Raw genomic sequence first — 16122 nt, 5'->3', positions numbered from 1 at the left:
GCCGGTGGGGGAGCGGGCAGCGGGGAAGGAGCACCGGCCCGGTGGCCGGTCACTGGGGTGGTGGGTTTCGGTGTGCTGCGCGCGTCAGTGAGGGGGCTGGGGGTTTTGGTTTTGGCTGAGGTGGCGCGGGGGTCTGGGGTTGCGGGCTCCGGTTGCGGGTCAGGGGCGGGGCGGATGGTGGGGCCGGGGGCCGGGGGCCGGGGGCCGGGGTGGAGGGGCTGCCGGTTCGGTTGCCGGGTGGGGATGGCTGGTGGCGGGGGTGGTGCCGGGTTGGCCGGTGTGTTCGATCGTGGGTGAGGGGTGGCCGGCCCGTTTCCTGGGCGGGGCCGGCCACCTCTGGAACGCGTCACCTGGTGGGTGGTGTCGTCGACGGTGATGTGACGTGGCCCTTTTCCTGGCCAGTGCCGTGCCCCGCATCCTTCCGGCCGTGTGATCGTGCACGGCCGTGGGTGGTGGTGCGTCTGCCCGTGGGCGAGCCGGGCAGGGGTCGTTCCTGCCCGTAGTGGTTGCGGCGGGGTTTGTGGCGGGCCGGGGTGTCCGGCTGTACGGGTTCAGGGGCTGCCGCCGGGGCGGCGTCTTCGTGCCCGGCGGGTTGGGTGTGGGCCTGCTGCGTTCCGCCGGGGTGTTCTTCCCCAGGGGTGCGCCCGGGAGCCCCGTCCGGGGCGGGCATCTCCGCGCCCTGGTGGTTGCGTGTCGGCCTGTCGTTGCCTGCCGCGGGATGTTTTCCTTCCCGGGCGGTGCGCCTGGGCGGCTTGCCCGGGGTGGGTGCGGGCGGGAACGGCGGGCGGGTGGGGGTCAGGCCGCTTCGGTCCGTGCCCGGTCGGGTCGGCGGGCGGTGCGCAGGGCGTGGCCCCACCATGCGAGGTCGTCGAGGAGGGTGGTGGCTGCTTGGGTGGCGTTGGTGTGGTCGTGGGGCTGTCCGGCCCGGTCGAAGGGGAACTGGTGGAAGCTGACGGTTTCGCGGATGGTCGCGGCGTGGAGTTCGGCGAAGACCGGGCGGAGTTGTTCGACGGCGCGCAGGCCGCCGGAGAGGCCGCCGTAGGAGATGAATCCGACGGGCTTGCGCTTCCAGACGGGCCCGGCGATGTCGATGGCCTGCTTCAGGGAGGCGGGGAAGGAGTGGTTGTACTCGGGGGTCAGGACGATGTAGGCGTCGCAGGTGGCGAGGTGTTCGACGAAGGCCCGCCCCTGGGGGGTGAGGTCGGGGGTCCAGTGGGCGGGGAGGTCGGCGTCCGTCAGGTCGGCGAGGGTCAGTTCGATGTCGGTGCGGCCGGCGGTGACGGTTTCGAACCAGCGGGCCACGGTGGGGCCGAACCGGCCTTCCCGGGTGCTGGCGATGATCAGTGCGATACGCAGGGGTGAGGTCATGCCCCAGGTTTAGAACATCAAGTCCGCTTGAGGTCAAAGCCGTGGCTGTCAGGGGGTGCGGGTCAGTGCGGCGGGGGCGCCCGCGGACTGGGCGCCTTCCGATTCGAGGGTGAGCCGGTCGGGGCCCGTCATCGTCAGGACGTACAGGTTGTTGCGGGGGCAGTCCAGGACGGCGGTGCGGTCGGTGGGGTGGCTGGTGACCGCCTCGAACACAGCCGTGTTCCCGCGGGTCTGGCGCAGCTGGAGGGCTTCGGTGCAGCCCAGGTTCCGGCCGGTGGCGGTTTCCTTCAGGTTGCTGACCTGCCGGCCGACGAGTTCGCCCACCGTCCCGCCGTTGAGTGTGACCGTCACGGTGAACTCACCGGTCCGTGCACGGGAGATGCCATCGGCGTCGGGTGTCCCGGGGCCGGTGCCGGACCAGGTGCCGGACCAGGCTGCCGGCAGCGCGCCCGCCGCAGCCGTCCCTGCTGCCAGTGGTGCGGAGGGGGCGGCCGAGGCGGGCGTGGGGGTGGGGGCGGGTGTGGTGGTGTTGCCGTCGGTGCGTCCGGGCAGGGACACCGCGAGTGCGACGGCGGCGGTGACGACGGCCGCGCCCGCGGCCGCTCCGGCTCCCCGGGACGACAGGACCGCCCACCGGCCCCCGGACCCGCCCGCAGCCCCCGGCACGGACCCGCCCGCGGGTGTCGGCGCGGACGCGATTGCGGACGCGGGTGGGGGCGCGATTGCCGGTGGGGGTGTGGTGTCTGCCGTCGGGGGTGCGGCCGCCACGGGACCACCCGGCACCGGCACCGGCACCGGCACCGGCACCGGCACCGGTCCTGGTGTCGGGAGTGGGGGTGTGGCGGGTGCCGGGTGGGGTGCGGCCAGCAGGCGGCCCAGTTCGCCCTGTCGGCGTGCCGCCTCCGCCGTGAGGGCCGGGGGGATCACCGTGCTCCAGTCCTGCTGCGGGCCACCGTCCAGGCGGGCCGACACCTCGGCCGCGGTGGGACGCTGCCCCGGGTCCTTCGCCAGACACCGACCGACCAGCGGCAGCAGCGCCGGCGGGACACCGTCGAGGAACGGCTCGTCGTGCACGATCCGGTAGAGCAGCGCCGGCAGGTCCAGTTCCTCCCCCGCGGCAAGGAAGGGACTGCGCCCGGTCGCCGCGTACACGAGTACCGCGGCGAGGGAGAACACATCGGCCGCCGCTGCGGCCACCGCCCCGGTGGCCTGCTCCGGTGCCAGGAAACCCGGTGTGCCGATGACCGTGCCGGTACGGGTGTGCCGCGGATCACCGGCCGTACGCGCGATACCGAAGTCGATCAGGAAGGGCCGCTCCATCCCGAGCAGCACGTTCGCCGGTTTGATGTCCCGGTGGACGACTCCCGCCTCCCGTACGCTCACCAGCGCGGCCGACAGTTCCTGTCCCAGGCGCCACACGGCCGGGGCCCCGAGCGGTCCCCGCCCGTGCACCCAGTCGCCCAGCGACGGCGCGGGAACGTACTCGGTGGCCAGCCACTGCGGCGACGCCCCCGGCGGGCTGAAGTCCACCACCGACACCGTCCACGCGCAGCGCACCCGGTCACTGGTGCGGATCTCACGGTCGAAGCGCTGCGCGAAGTCCGCCTCCGCGCTCAGTTCACGGTGCACGGTCTTCAGGGCCAGGGCCCGCCCGGACGCCGTCCGGGCCAGGAACACCTCGCCCATGCCCCCCGAGCCGAGCCGCGCCAGCAGACGGTACCCGCCGATCTCCAGCGGGTCACCGGGCCGCAAAGTCTCCATCAGTTCCCCCTGCCCCCACGACCGTTGCCGGCCGCCACCGCACGGACCGCCCGGCGGGTCATCGTGAAGGACCCTAAAGGACAGCCCCCGCACCGTCCGACACGGCCACCCGCAGCCGGCACCCCGCCACCGCGTACATCCGGCCCCGCCCGCCGCCCCCACGCGTACGTGCGGTCCCGCCTGACGGCCCCGGCAGAATGCCTGCCGGGGCGGGGTGGATGCCGCCCGGGGTAGGGCATCATGCGTGGCTGCGTCGATGGGCCGGCCGGACATGGTGGGGCATGGCGGGTGCGGCCGTTACGGCTGGGTCGGGCCGGCGTCCGCGGCTGTGACCGGGGCAGGGCTGGTGGGGCTGTAGTAGACGGAGCGGCCCTGCTTGGAACGTTCCAGCAGTCCGCGGGCGACACCCTGTTCGAGGGTGTTGCGGACGACCGCGGCCTTCACCTTGCGTCCGGGGTGGGCGGCACTGACCGCTTCGGTCACCTCGGCGGCCGACCTCGGCTCCTTCCCGCCGGCCAGGGCGGCCGTGACGAGTTCGAGCCAGGACGGGCCTGCCGTCTCCCCCTTCACCGCGGCAGCACCTGCCGCCTTCTCCTTCACGACTGCGGCAGCACCGGTCGTCTTCTCCTTCACCGGTGCGGCAGCACCAGCTGTCTTCTCCTTCACGACTGCGGCGGTACCGGTCGTCTTCTCCTTCACCGGTGCGGCAGCACCAGCTGTCTTCTCTTTCACGGGTGCGGTGGTACCGGTTGTCTTCTCTTTCACGGGTGCGGCAGCACCGGCTGCTTTGCGGGCGCGCGGGGCCTTCGCCGCCGCAGTCGCAGCCGTTGTGGCGGTGGTGGTGGTGGGTGCCGGGGTTTTCTTCGCGCTGCCGGCGGCGCTGCGCGCCGAAGGCACTGCGGCCCGCTTCACGCTGCGCTTGGCGGCCGGCTGCCCCGCAGGCGCGGGCGCGGGCGCGGGCGTGGGCGTGGGCGTGGGCGTGGGCTTGGCGGTGATGCCCAGCGCGTCCTGCATCCTCAGGAGGACTTTCTCGCTTTCCTCGAGTTCCCCGATCTCCTGTTGCAGCCGCTGCAGTTCGGTGCGCCTCTGTTCCTGCGCTGCCTGGTTCGCCGCGAGATCACCGGCGATCTGCTCGGCGTAATCGTCCTTGACCCGCGTGACGTTGCTGCCCGTGGTGTTCATGGGTTCCTCGATGTCTGTGACTGAAGGGGATACCGGGACGCGAATGGTACGCACTACGTGTACCCGTGACAGCGGATCATGTACCGGCCCGCGCACCGCCGAACTCTGCAAGGGCCGTTGCGGAACAACCCGCACGGCCCGGGCACCGACAGCCCGCCCGCACAACACCCCTGCCAGAGACCCCTCCTGCCAGACCCCCGCCGGCCCGCCCCGCCCGCCTGGGGGAGTGGCTGTACCTCACCCGGACGAGGCCGCGGCATGCGCTGCGAAGCAGTGCAGTGCAGTGCAGTGGAGTGGGGTCGGTGGTGTGTTGAGCCGTGTTGTGCGGCGGTGTGTGTCAGTGGTGACCGGCATGGGCACTCCCCCCGGCCCCCGCCCCGGCCCCGGCACCGTAACGGAGTTCGTGTCGAGAGGGGTTGCACGGGTGCATCGAGGGGAGAGCGACCCGGCGTGGCAGGCGGTGGGGGTCAGTGCTCCCCTGGGGCCGGGAACGGGTTCCTGCCCGGGCAGCTGCGCCCTGGGTGCACGTTCGGGGACTGTGCGCCGACGACATGAGGGCGGCGGCGTGCCGTTGCTGTTGCGGACCGCCGCCGTCCCGTATGCCCGCCACCGTTGCCGAGCCTGGCCGTGGCCACCGTGTTCGGCCGGGCGTGTCACCGTCTCCAGCCCGGGCCGGCCTGCCGTGCCTGTGCCACCCCGGTGACGCATGACCCTCCGGGAGTCACCGGGCCACCGGGCCACCGGGCCACCAAACCATCGGGTCACCGGGTCATCGGGTCACCGGGTCACCGGGCCACCAAACCATCGGGTCACCGGGTCATCGGGTCACCGGGTCATCGGGTCACCGGGTCGTCGGGTCATCGGGTCCCCGGAGAAGCTGGTCGCTCCTGGCGGCCCGCGACGTGATGGCCGCCGGCGCCGGCCTCCTCCGCCTCTTCCTGCTTCTGTTCGACGGCCCCGCACGGCGGATCAGTTACGCATCTCCGCCGCATGCACACCGGCCGGCGCGCTCGCCTGCCCGCCGGGCCGGTCCGGCCGCTCACGCGGTCTTCGCGTACGGGCAGTCGCCCAACTCGCTCTGGCCCACCCCCCGCGTGCAGCACGGGGAGAAGGCCGCGGTCGTCGTCCTCGCCGGTTCCCGCGTACGTGCCGCTGTGCGCGGCCCCGGGCCCGGTCCCCGGCCGGGACGCACCTGGTGGAACCGGCCCGGTGTTGGGACCGGAGAAGCTGGTCGCTCCTGGCGGCCCGCGACGTGATGGCCGCCGGCGCCGGCCTCCTCCATCTCCTCCGCCTCTTCCTGCTTCTGTTCGACGGCCCCGCACGGCGGATCAGTTACGGATCTCCGCCGCATGCACACCGGCCGGCGCGCTCGCCTGCCCGCCGGGCCGGTCCGGCCGCTCACGCGGTCTTCGCGTACGGGCAGTCGCCCAACTCGCTCTGGCCCACCCCCGCGTGCAGCACGGGGAGAAGGCCGCGGTCGTCGTCCTCGCCGGTTCCCGCGTACGTGCCGCTGTGCGCGGCCCCGGGCCCGGTCCCCGGCCGGGACGCACCTGGTGGAACCGGCCCGGTGTTGGGACCGGAGAAGCTGGTCGCTCCTGGCGGCCCGCGACGTGATGGCCGCCGGCGCCGGCCTCCTCCATCTCCTCCGCCTCTTCCTGCTTCTGTTCGACGGCCCCGCACGGCGGATCAGTTACGGATCTCCGCCGCATGCACACCGGCCGGCGCGCTCGCCTGCCCGCCGGGCCGGTCCGGCCGTCCACGCGGTCTTCGCGTACGGGCAGTCGCCCAACTCGCTCTGGCCCACCCCCCCCGCGTGCAGCACGGGGAGAAGGCCGCGGTCGTCGTCCTCGCCGGTTCCCGCGTACGTGCCGCTGTGCGCGGCCCCGGGCCCGGTCCCCGGCCGGGACGCACCTGGTGGAACCGGCCCGGTGTTGGGACCGGAGAAGCTGGTCGCTCCTGGCGGCCCGCGACGTGATGGCCGCCGGCGCCGGCCTCCTCCATCTCCTCCGCCTCTTCCTGCTTCTGTTCGACGGCCCCGCACGGCGGATCAGTTACGGATTCCCGCCGCATGCACACCGGCCGGCGCGCTCGCCTGCCCGCCGGGCCGGTCCGGCCGTCCACGCGGTCTTCGCGTACGGGCAGTCGCCCAACTCGCTCTGGCCCACCCCCCCCCGCGTGCAGCACGGGGAGAAGGCCGCGGTCGTCGTCCTCGCCGGTTCCCGCGTACGTGCCGCTGTGCGCGGCCCCGGGCCCGGTCCCCGGCCGGGACGCACCTGGTGGAACCGGCCCGGTGCCTGGAGCCGTGCATCTGGGCCTGCAGGTGGGGTCCTCGCCGGCGGCTTCCCGGGGATGCCTCCGGGCGCGGAGGCTCTCGCAGGCCCTTGTGCCGGGCACCGGCGCTCCGGTCGGGTCCGGGACGTCCGGGGCGTGCTGCCCGGCACGTCCGCGTGCTTGAGCCCTGCCGGGCCCTGCGGGCATGGGAGCCGGCCGTACGCGGGCGGCCGCTGCCGCCCCCCACCGCCGCCCCCGGCTGCGGCGGCGGTGGGCGGTGGTCGGTGATACTGGTGGTCATGACTGGTACTGGTGACCATGCGGGTGTCCCGTTCTCGCGGATCAGGATCCGGGCCGGGGCGCTGGTGTTCTGCGGCAACGACGTCGCCCTGATCCGCCGTGACCGTGCCCGGTCCACCCACTACACGCCGCCCGGCGGCAACGTCGAGGACGGGGAGGACCTGCGGCAGGCCCTGCACCGGGAACTCGCCGAGGAACTCGGCCTCGACGCGGAGCAGGCCGAGGGCGGCGACCTGCTGTGGGTCGTCGACCAGCGGGTCACCCGCCCCGGCCCCACCCCGCCGCCGCGCAAGCTCCACCTGATCCACCGCCTCCACATCACCCCCCAAATCCGTGCCACCCTCGCGGAGTTCGAGCAGGACGAACTCCCCGACGGCAGCATCGAGACCGGTGTCATCGAGTGGGTCGACTACCGCAGGACGGCCGCTCTGCCCCTCTTCCCGCCGATCGGGCCCGCCCTCGCGGCCCTGCCCGACCCCCGCGCAGCCCCCGCCCACACTGCCCTGGAGGCCGTCACCGACGAGAACTACACCTGGGTGTGACAACGCGCCGCCGGCTCAGCGCAGGGCAGGGATCACATCCTGTGTCTCGTCGGCCTCGATGCCGGTGGTGCGACGGCCCGCCGGCTCCGGGCCGGCCTCGTCCGCACACACGGTGCCCCGCGCGGGCAGCGCCAGCGTGGCGAGGTAGTCGGTGACCAGCGCGCTGACACACGCGCTCCGGTTGTAGGCGGTGTGCCCCTCACCGGCGAACGTCAGCAGCCGCCCGCCCTCCAGCGTCCCGGCCAGGGCCACCGCGTCCCGGTAGGGGGTGTCCGGGTCCCCGGTCGTGCCCAGCACCAGGATCGGGGCGGACCCGGCCGCCCGGTAGGAGCCTGTGAACCGGCTCGGCCGTTGGGCCGGCCACTGGGCGCAGGCGGGCGCGTGGTTGTGGTCGTAGGCCGGCGGCCCCAGCCCGATGGGCGGTCCCAGCAGCGGGGCCGCGGCGGCCTCGGCGCCGACCGTCGCGCCCAGCAGCAGCCGGCTGCCCGGATAGAGGCGGTCGGCGCACTCCACGGCCGTGTTGACGCTGAGGAAGTCGAACGACGCGGGCGAGGGCGGCGACAGCAGGAACGAACCCCGCCGTTCCTGGGCCGCCTTCAGCGCCTGCCCCAGATCGGGCCAGATCTCCCTGCCCGAGTTGATGCTGAACATCAGCCGGTAGGCCAGCGTGTACCCGGTGGCCGGGCGCCCGCTCGCCGTGATCACCGGATCGGCGTCCAGATCCCGCTTCAGCTGCTCGAAGGCCTGCCGCGGCCGGCCCTCCCCGAACCCGCAGACGGCCGCGTCGTGCCCGCACCAGTTCAGGAACCGGCCGACCGCCGCGTCCAGCGCGGCGAACTGCCCGCCGTCGTAGGCGTACGGCACATCCGCATAGCGGCGCGGATCGTAGCCCCCGTCCAGCACCATGGCCCGCACCCGCCGCGGGAACTGCGCCGCGTACACGGTACCGACGTAACTGCCGAAGGAACGCCCGTAGAAGGACAGCGTCTCCTCGCCCAGGGCCCGGCGCAGCAGGTCGATGTCCCTGGCGTTCGACCCGGTACCGATGAACGGCACCAGGTCCCCGGAGCGTTCCCGGCAGGCCCGGGCGAAGTCGAGGCCCTGGCGCACCGCCTCCTGCACGGCCCCCGGACCGGGCACACCGCGCGCACCGTCGACGGCCGCCGTGTACTCCTGGTCGTTCCAGCACTCCACCTGCCCGCTGCGCGCCACCCCGCGCATGTCGTACCCGACGACGTCGAAGGCGTCACGCAGGGAGGCGGGCAGTGCCCCGTAGCTGCTGCGGGCGAAGTTCACCCCGGAGTTGCCGGGCCCGCCGGGGTGCAGCACCAGCACACCGGTGCGGTGCGCCGGGCCGGCAGCGGGCCGGCGGGTGACCGCGAGGGAGAGGGCGGGGCCGGCGGGGCGGCGGTAGTCCAGGGGCACCCGGGCGGTCGCACACCCGAAGCCGTCGCCCGCCCCGTCGCAGGGCCCCCAGGACAGCACCGGAACGGGCACCGCGCCGCCCCCCGAAACCCCGCCGCCCCCTGCGGCCCGGGCTGCTCCGGCGCTGCCGGGTGCGCTTCCCAGGAGCGCGGTGACCGCGATCAGCAGCAGGGATATGCCCCACACCACTCGCCTGCGGTTGTCATCGGCCAAACGGGTCAGCATGCGGCGCTCCTGCGTCACGGTCTTGCGGAACGGGCGGCAACGCCGGCAACGCAGCCGCCGGCCGCCGCCCCTGGCGGCCCGCCGGGAGCTGATGTCCCCTACCGCCGAGGGGAGCGTCCGGCTGCAACCACAGTGGTACGCGCCCGCAGAACCCGCACCCCCTCGACCGCCCCCCGCCCCCGTTCCCGGCCCGCGGCCCGTCACCGGATGACGGCGGCGGCCACCGGCCACCACAGTGCCGGTGTATCCCACCGGCTCCTACGGGCCGAGGGGGGTGGTGGTGTTCACCGGCTCCCGCACCGCCGGGAACCTTGCCCTGCCGCCCTGCCGCCCTGCCGCCCTGCCGCCCTGCCGCCCTGCCGCCCTGCCGCCCTGCCGCCCTGCCGCCCTGCGGCGCCGAGGGTGCGGCCGGCCGGGGCGACACCGGCAACCTCGCGCTGAGCTGCTGTCCCCGGCCCTCGCGTTCCCGGCACCGGCCCGGCCGTGTGCCCTGCCCATGGCCCTGCCTCTGGTCCTGCCTCCGGTCCTGCTCGTGGCCGCCGTTCAGGCACCCCTGCCGGATACGGCGGCGGGCCGCAACGGGGACCTGGTAGGGGCGGGCACGCCGGCGTTCCTCACCGCCGCCCCTGGCCACCGGTGCGGGTCCTGGCGCCGTTGCAGGTGGCGGCGGCGAAGGAGTACCCCTTCCGCGGCCCTGGCCATCGACGTCGCCCGTGGGCCCGCTCTGCGCACCAGCCGTGCCGCGGACCGCCCGCCGCCGCGAACGCGCCGACGGCACCCGCCCGCCCGGCCCCCCGCCGCCCGCGCAGCCGTCACGCCACCGGCCCGCTGCGCGAGGCCCGACCGGCCCGCCCGCGGGGCGACGGCCGTGTGACGGCCGCGCGGTCTCATCTGCCGTGCAGGAAGAAACGGGCCGGCACGAAGACCTCGTGACCGGTGCGGAAGCGGACGCGCACACCGGCCTCCGTCCACGTGGTGGACTCGATGCCCTGCGCCCCCCACGCGGTCTCGACGTCCACCCAGTGCCCGTAGGCCACCCCGGGGTACCTGCCGACAACCATCCGGTAGGACTGCCGCCCGGACAGGGTCTGCTCGTGCACCAGCCCCAGGTAGTGCGGTGACCGGTCGTCGTACACCGGCTCCGCGGGCGCGGTGCTGCGGTACGTCACCTCCGTCCGCGGCCACCACGCCACGGTCAGGGCCACGGCGGTCAGTACGATCCCCGCCAGGCAGCCCAGCAGCACCCTGCCGGTTCCGGCCGTCCTGCGGGGCCGTGCGCCCGCATCGGGCCGGTCAGGGGTGAACGTGCCGATGACGCCCTCCAGGTCTGGTCCTTCTCCCGCACCGGTGGCCCGGAGACGGCTCTCCACGGCAAGGACGCGGAACCGGGCCGGCCGGTTGTCCCCGCCACCACCCCCACCACCACCACCACCCCTACTGCCCCCGCCACCCCCACTGCCGCCGCCCGCCCCGGGCCGCCCCCGCCGTCCGCAAGGGGGTTGGATGGACCCGCAACGACGAAGGGGGAGAGGGAGCATGGCACTGCACCCGGAAGGCATGTTCACCAGCGGACCGATCGCGCACCTGGTCGGCCTCGCCGCGGGCGGGACCGACCCGCTGGAGTGGGAGGTCCTGCGGTTCAGGCGGACGATGCGGGCCAACCACTGGGACACCGCCTGGCGCGGCTCCCTGCGCTCGCTCGCCTCACAACTGGACTACCTGGCAACGGCGTTCACCCAGGAGTTCTTCGCGACCTGCCCGCCCGATACCCGCCGCACCTGGACGGCGGCCGCCGGAGCGGACAGCCTGCCGCAGTTCATGACCGGGCTGGCCCTGCTGCTGCGCCTCGCGGACCGCGAAGGGGACCCCTCCTACGAGGACGTACCGCTCACCGCCTGGGAGGTGCGGGCCCAGTGGCCGCTGCTGCTGTCGCTGGACGGCTGGGCCTACGACGGCGAGCACGCCTCCTACGAGGAGAGCCTCGAGGCCTTCATCGAATCCGAGCACCCCTACTGCTTCCACGAGGTGATACCGCGCCTGACCCAGGCCCTGGAGGTGCGGACCCTGTGCACGCAGTCGGACGCCTTCGCCGCGTCCTTCCGTGCCCTCGCCCCCGGAGCGACACCCGAGGCCCTGGACGTCCTCGCCCGCACCGCCTTCGCCCACCTGACCCGGCACCACGCCTGACCCGGCACGACACCTGACCCGGCACCACACCTGACCCGGCACCACGCCTGACCGGACACCACCTGCCGCGAACCGGGGTGGTCAGCGGGTGGTCCAGCCGCCGTCGACCGAGAGCGTGGTGCCCAGGACGAAGGAGGCACGGTCGCTGCACAGCCAGGCCGCCGACTCGGCGATCTCCGCGGGTGCGGCGATCCGCGGGAGCGGCGCCGAGGCCAGCAGGACCTCCTCCATCGCCGGGTTCTCCCGGAGCCAGGCGTCGATCATCTCGCTGCGGGTGGAGCCCGGGGCGATCGCGTTCACCCGGATGCCCTGGGCGGCGTACTCGCAGGCGGCAGCCTTGGTCAGGCCCAGCACCGCATGCTTGGACGCGATGTAGGCCGCCGTCACCGGCGTGGCCACCAGGCCGGCCGTGCTGCTGTTGTTCACGATCGCGCCGCCGCCGGTCGCCAGCATCGCGCGTATCTCGTGACGCATGCAGTTCCAGACACCCCGCACGTTGGTGTCCATGACACTGTCGTACGTCTCCTCGTCCAGCAGGTGCATCGGCGCCGGCTGCGCACCGATGCCCGCATTGTTGAACGCCGCGTCCAGGCGGCCGTAGACGCTGACGGCCTCCTTGACCGCCCGCGCCACGTCCTCGGTGCGGGTCACGTCCGCGACCACGTACTGGGCCCGGTGGCCGGCGGCGCGCAGTTCCGCGGTGAGCGCCGCGAGTTGGGCCTCCCGGCGCGCCACCAGGGTCACCGAGGCGCCCTCCCGGCAGAACACGCGGGCAGCGGCCGCCCCGATGCCGGAGCTCGCGCCCGTGATCAGCGCCGATTTGCCCGCCAGCAGAGATTTATCCGTTCCCAGCGTCACCGCGCGACCGTAACACGGTGGAATGGGCCGCGTGATGAAGAGAGAGAACCGGATCGTACTGGTGACCGGCGCCGCCGGGTTCGCCGGATCCCCCGTCGTGGAACGCCTGTTGGCGGCGGGCGTGCCCGTACGGGCGCTGGTCCACGAGGCCAGCGCACCGCCGGGGGCCGACACCGTACGGGGCGACCTGGCGCGGGCCGCATCGCTGCGCGGGCTCTGCGAGGACGTCACCACGGTGCTGCACCTGGCCTCACGCATCGGGGGAACCCTGCGGGAGTGCCGGGCCGTGAACGTGGACGGCACCCGGGCACTGCTCGCGGAGGCACGGCGGGCCGGGGTACGGCGCATCGTGCAGCTGGGCACGGCGGCCGTGTACGGGGACGGCGCCCACCGCGGCGCCGCCGAGGGCGAACTCCCCGAACAGCCCGCCTCGGTGACCAGCGTGACCCGGCTCGCCGGCGAACGGCTGGTGCTCGCGGCCGGCGGTACGGTCCTGCGGCCGCACCTGGTGTACGGGCGGGGCGACCGCTGGGTGGTGCCCTCGCTGCTGCAGTTGCTGGCCGGGCTGCCGCACTGGGTGGACGGCGGCCGGGCCCGGATGTCCCTGACGTCGGTGGACGCCCTCGCCGGCGCGCTGGCCGAGCTGGCCGTACGCGAGGAGGACGCCCCGGCAGGTGTACTGCACGCCGGTCATCCCGAGCCGGTCACCGCACGCGAACTCGTGGAGACCGTCACGCGGGAGCTGGCCCTGCCGCTGCCGGCGGGGGACGTGGACATCCCCCGGGCACTGGAACTGCTGGGCGGCACGGGCGGGACGGATCCGGCGCTGCGCCGGCGGCTGAGGCTGCTCGCGGTGGACCACTGGTACGACAGCGGGCGGCTGTGGGCGGGGCTGAAGGCATCACCGGGGCCGCCCTTCCCCGAGGCGTTCGCCCGCTGCGCCCCCTGGTACCGGGGCGGCGGCGGGGCCCCGGCCGCCGTGTGACAGCACCGGCCGCCCGCACAGGAGCCGGCCCGCAGCCCCCGGCCCCCGCCATGGCGCACCCCCGCCACGCCGTACGGTCCCCGCCCCGCCGCCCGCGCCGCCGGCTCCCGGCCGCGGGGGAGCGCAGCGGGTGCAGGGCGGCGGGTGCAGGGCGGCGGGTGCGGGGCGGCGGGTCCAAGCGGGCGGGTGCGGGGCGGCGGGTGCGGCGGCAGTACGCCGCGGGGTGGGCGGGGTCTCTTCAGGCGGCGCCGGTCACCGTGGAGCGGAAGACGGTACGGCCCTCCTGGTGGCCGGTGACCTCCACCCGGCCCGGGGACAGGACGGTGGCGTCGATCCAGCAGGGGGCGTCGAGTTCGGCGTAGTGGCGGAACTCGGTGGCGACGCCCGAGGGGGTGAATCCGCCGGGGGCGTGGAGCCCGCAGGCGGCCTGGCGGGCGGCCTCGACGAGGACCATGCCGGGGTGGTGGTCGTTGGCGTGCTCGAAGAGGATCGGGTGGTCCAGGTCGGGGCTCAGCTGCCAGCGGCCCGGCCGGCCGGCGGGGGCCAGGACCACGTCGAAGGGCAGCAGCCGGCCGGCGGAGGCGGCGGCCATGGGGGTGCGGCGGGGCAGCGGCCGGGTTAACGCCATGAGACCGCGGTCGCCGCGCAGCCGCCGGTAGGTGGCGGGGGCGACGCAGCTGAAGCGGGCGGTGCCGGTGCCGGCGAGCTCGCCGCCCCGGCGGATGTCCACCTCCAGGAACCCGGAGAACCGGTTCCCCTTCCAGCCGAAGTCCGTGCACACCGCCGTCATCTCGAGGTCGCTCGGCCCGCGGCCGATGCGCAGCCCGCCCGGCGCCGTCGTGAAGTCCAGGCTCCACAGAAGGACGTTGTGGCCGAGCGGGACCCCGTAGACGGCGTGGCAGAGGTAGAGCCCCACCTGGCGCACGGTCTCCCCGGCCTGCACCGGGTCGTGGCTGGCGCCGTCGGCGCTGGTGAAGAACGTGTGGGCGCGGGGCCACTGCCCGGTGAGGGAGAAGGTGTCCTCACCGGTGCGGTCGCAGCCGGTGAGGAAGACCTCGGCGAGGGAGCTGCGGTGGACGTACTCCCTGGGCACCGTGGTGGTCAGGGAGCGGGCGTCGTTGCAGCGCATCCACGGATGCCCCTCTCCAGGAAGAGGCAGGACGGGCGCGGTCTTTCCGATCGTGAGCATGGTCATGGAGTTCTCCCGCAGAGCCGTTCGACGGATGGGACGGGTTCCGCTCGCGAGACGCAAGATACGTACTCTCCGGTTTTGTTTGCAAGGTACTCAGAGGGGCAGGATGCGGCCCGCGCATCCCCGCCACCGGCCGCCGGACAGCCATTGGAAACGCCCCCACGACCCCGACCAGCGGATATCCGACACGGCGATGCCCCCTCGGGCCGCAGGCCCCCCACCCCAAGTGAGAGCTGGCCTTCCGGTCATATGTGCCGGTCGGACAGGGTGCAGGCGCCAACTGTTCAACCAGCCCGCTCCGCGCCCGCCCCGGGCAGCCGACACGGCACCCGCCGTGCCCCGAAAACCATTGGCATGAGGGGCGGGCCGTGCCAGACTCGGGGCCGCCGCCGGTGAATTGGAAACCGGATGGGCGGTTTTGAAATACAGGGTGTGGACACTCCGCTGCACCCCGTCGCCGACAACCGCCGCCCATCATGGAGAGCCCCAGATGAACCGTCAGTGCCCGATTGCGATCGACGTCTCCGGTGCGCAGATGCACACCGAGGCCGCACTCATCCGCGAACAGGCGCCCGCGACGCCGGTGATGCTGCCCGGCGGAGTGACCGCCTGGGCCGTGGCCCGGCACGCCGACATACGCAGGCTGCTGGTGGACCCGCGGGTGTCCAAGGACGCCTACCGCCACTGGCCGGCGTGGATCGACGGGGAGGTCGGAGCCGAGTGGCCGCTGGCGATCTGGGTCTCCGTGCAGAACATGATCACCGCCTACGGGGCCGAGCACACCAGACTGCGCAGACCGGCCGCCGCCGCGTTCACCGCACGCCGCGCGGGCGGCATGCTGCCCAGGATCGAGGAGGTCGTGGGCAAACTCCTCGACCGCCTCGCCGCACTGGCACCCCATCAGGCGGTGGACCTGCGCACCGAGTTCGCGCACGAGCTGCCGACGCGGATCGTCTTCGAGCTGTTCGGGATCCCGGAGCACTCCTGGGCCCCCCTGCACAAAATCATCAACGCCTTCTTCGACACGGCGATCACGGCCGAGGAGGCGCAGCGCAACGCGGAGGACCTGCACGTCACGATGGCCGACCTGCTCGCCCACCGGCGCGAGCACCCCGGCGACGACATGACCAGCGCGCTGATCGCGGCCCGCGACAACGGCGCCGGCGACGACAGCGGCAGCGCCAGCAACGGCAACGGCAACGGTGACGGTGACGACGGCGGGGGCCAGGGGGCGCGGCTGAGCGAGAAGGAGCTGGCCGACACCCTGATCCTGCTCTTCACGGCCGGGTACGAGACCTCCGTCAACCTCATCTGCACGGCCCTGCACGAACTGCTGCGCAGTCCGGGCCAGCTGGCGCTCGTCCGGCAGGGGCTCGCCTCCTGGGAGGACGTGGTCGAGGAAGCGGCACGGATCGAGCCGCCGGCCTCGTACGGGCTGCTGCGGTTCGCGGTGGAGGACATCGACATGGGGGAGGGGGTGGTCATCCCCAAGGGCGACCCGATCATGGTGTCGTTCGCCTCGGCGGGGCGGGACGCGGCCGTGCACGGGGAGCGGGCACAGGAGTTCGACGTCACCCGCCCGACGCGCGGGCAGCACCTGTCCTTCGGGTTCGGCACCCATCACTGCCTGGGTGCGGCCCTGGCCCGGCTGGAGTGCGCCGTGGCGGTACGGCGGTTCTTCGAGCGGTTCCCGGCGGCGGCCCTGGCCCCGGCGGGCGAGGGGGAGTTGCCACGGGTGGAGTCGTTCATCTCCAACGGGCTGCGGGAGTTGCCGGTCGTGCTGGGGCCGGCGGCACACGTGAGCGACTGATCGCGCCGGGGCCGGA

General features: G+C 74.1%; 11 protein-coding genes. 4 read left to right on the top strand and 7 right to left on the bottom strand.

The genetic code is table 11. The features are described 5' to 3' along the window. Positions 1–795: 795 nt before the first annotated feature. The 3 genes from OG444_RS00765 to OG444_RS00755 form a co-directional block, all read right to left on the bottom strand. The gene (locus OG444_RS00765; protein WP_327260188.1) at positions 796–1368 is read right to left on the bottom strand and encodes an NADPH-dependent FMN reductase; all 573 of its coding nucleotides are present in this window, start codon (positions 1366–1368) and stop codon (positions 796–798) included. Between the two features lie 48 nt (positions 1369–1416). Then, on the bottom strand, positions 1417–3129 hold the full coding sequence (locus OG444_RS00760; RefSeq protein ID WP_327260187.1) for a serine/threonine-protein kinase: 1713 nt from the start codon (positions 3127–3129) through the stop codon (positions 1417–1419). A gap of 297 nt (positions 3130–3426) precedes the next feature. Continuing rightward, entirely contained in the window at positions 3427–4311 is an 885-nt protein-coding gene (locus tag OG444_RS00755) for a hypothetical protein (RefSeq protein ID WP_327260186.1), read from the bottom strand. A gap of 2570 nt (positions 4312–6881) precedes the next feature. On the opposite strand from OG444_RS00755, the gene OG444_RS00750 reads away from it, so the two are divergent. Then, on the top strand, positions 6882–7424 hold the full coding sequence (locus tag OG444_RS00750) for an NUDIX domain-containing protein (RefSeq protein ID WP_327260185.1): 543 nt from the start codon (positions 6882–6884) through the stop codon (positions 7422–7424). A 15-nt stretch (positions 7425–7439) separates the two neighbouring features. Here the strand turns inward: OG444_RS00750 and OG444_RS00745 are convergent, their stop codons facing one another. Then, positions 7440–9074 carry an alpha/beta hydrolase gene (locus OG444_RS00745; RefSeq protein ID WP_327260184.1) on the bottom strand — a complete coding sequence of 545 codons (1635 nt, stop codon included), beginning with the start codon at positions 9072–9074 and terminating at the stop codon, positions 7440–7442. A gap of 887 nt (positions 9075–9961) precedes the next feature. Next, complete coding sequence (locus OG444_RS00740) at positions 9962–10444, bottom strand: hypothetical protein (protein WP_327260183.1); 483 nt, start codon at positions 10442–10444, stop codon at positions 9962–9964. A gap of 166 nt (positions 10445–10610) precedes the next feature. Here OG444_RS00740 and OG444_RS00735 point away from each other — a divergent pair, with 166 nt between their 5' ends. Then, on the top strand, positions 10611–11261 hold the full coding sequence (locus tag OG444_RS00735) for a hypothetical protein (protein WP_327260182.1): 651 nt from the start codon (positions 10611–10613) through the stop codon (positions 11259–11261). A gap of 81 nt (positions 11262–11342) precedes the next feature. On the opposite strand, the gene OG444_RS00730 is transcribed toward OG444_RS00735, so the two are convergent. Next, positions 11343–12119: a glucose 1-dehydrogenase gene (locus OG444_RS00730; RefSeq protein WP_327260181.1), complete on the bottom strand. Its 777-nt coding sequence runs from the start codon at positions 12117–12119 to the stop codon at positions 11343–11345. A gap of 34 nt (positions 12120–12153) precedes the next feature. Here OG444_RS00730 and OG444_RS00725 point away from each other — a divergent pair, with 34 nt between their 5' ends. Next, positions 12154–13104 carry an NAD-dependent epimerase/dehydratase family protein gene (locus OG444_RS00725; RefSeq protein ID WP_327266621.1) on the top strand — a complete coding sequence of 317 codons (951 nt, stop codon included), beginning with the start codon at positions 12154–12156 and terminating at the stop codon, positions 13102–13104. A gap of 238 nt (positions 13105–13342) precedes the next feature. Here OG444_RS00725 and OG444_RS00720 read toward each other — a convergent pair whose 3' ends face one another. Beyond that, entirely contained in the window at positions 13343–14299 is a 957-nt protein-coding gene (locus OG444_RS00720) for a ScbA/BarX family gamma-butyrolactone biosynthesis protein (protein ID WP_327260180.1), read from the bottom strand. A gap of 487 nt (positions 14300–14786) precedes the next feature. Between OG444_RS00720 and OG444_RS00715 the strand changes: the two genes are divergently transcribed. Further along, entirely contained in the window at positions 14787–16106 is a 1320-nt protein-coding gene (locus OG444_RS00715) for a cytochrome P450 family protein (RefSeq protein ID WP_327260179.1), read from the top strand. Positions 16107–16122 lie beyond the last annotated feature (16 nt).

Source organism: Streptomyces sp. NBC_01232 (assembly GCF_035989885.1).
In the GTDB taxonomy this organism is placed as follows: Bacteria; Actinomycetota; Actinomycetes; order Streptomycetales; family Streptomycetaceae; genus Streptomyces.
The sequence above is the reverse complement of the archived record's forward strand: the minus strand, read 5'-3'. Positions and strand labels throughout refer to the sequence as shown.

Excerpts from the sequence above, each read along its gene's own strand:
- OG444_RS00765 (WP_327260188.1), bottom strand. The coding sequence starts at position 1,368 with ATGACCTCACCCCTGCGTATCGCACTGATCATCGCCAGCACCCGGGAA.
- OG444_RS00715 (WP_327260179.1), top strand. The coding sequence starts at position 14,787 with ATGAACCGTCAGTGCCCGATTGCGATCGACGTCTCCGGTGCGCAGATG.
- OG444_RS00720 (WP_327260180.1), bottom strand. The coding sequence starts at position 14,299 with ATGACCATGCTCACGATCGGAAAGACCGCGCCCGTCCTGCCTCTTCCT.
- OG444_RS00760 (WP_327260187.1), bottom strand. The coding sequence starts at position 3,129 with ATGGAGACTTTGCGGCCCGGTGACCCGCTGGAGATCGGCGGGTACCGT.
- OG444_RS00755 (WP_327260186.1), bottom strand. The coding sequence starts at position 4,311 with ATGAACACCACGGGCAGCAACGTCACGCGGGTCAAGGACGATTACGCC.
- OG444_RS00735 (WP_327260182.1), top strand. The coding sequence starts at position 10,611 with ATGGCACTGCACCCGGAAGGCATGTTCACCAGCGGACCGATCGCGCAC.
- OG444_RS00750 (WP_327260185.1), top strand. The coding sequence starts at position 6,882 with ATGACTGGTACTGGTGACCATGCGGGTGTCCCGTTCTCGCGGATCAGG.
- OG444_RS00725 (WP_327266621.1), top strand. The coding sequence starts at position 12,154 with ATGAAGAGAGAGAACCGGATCGTACTGGTGACCGGCGCCGCCGGGTTC.
- OG444_RS00745 (WP_327260184.1), bottom strand. The coding sequence starts at position 9,074 with ATGCTGACCCGTTTGGCCGATGACAACCGCAGGCGAGTGGTGTGGGGC.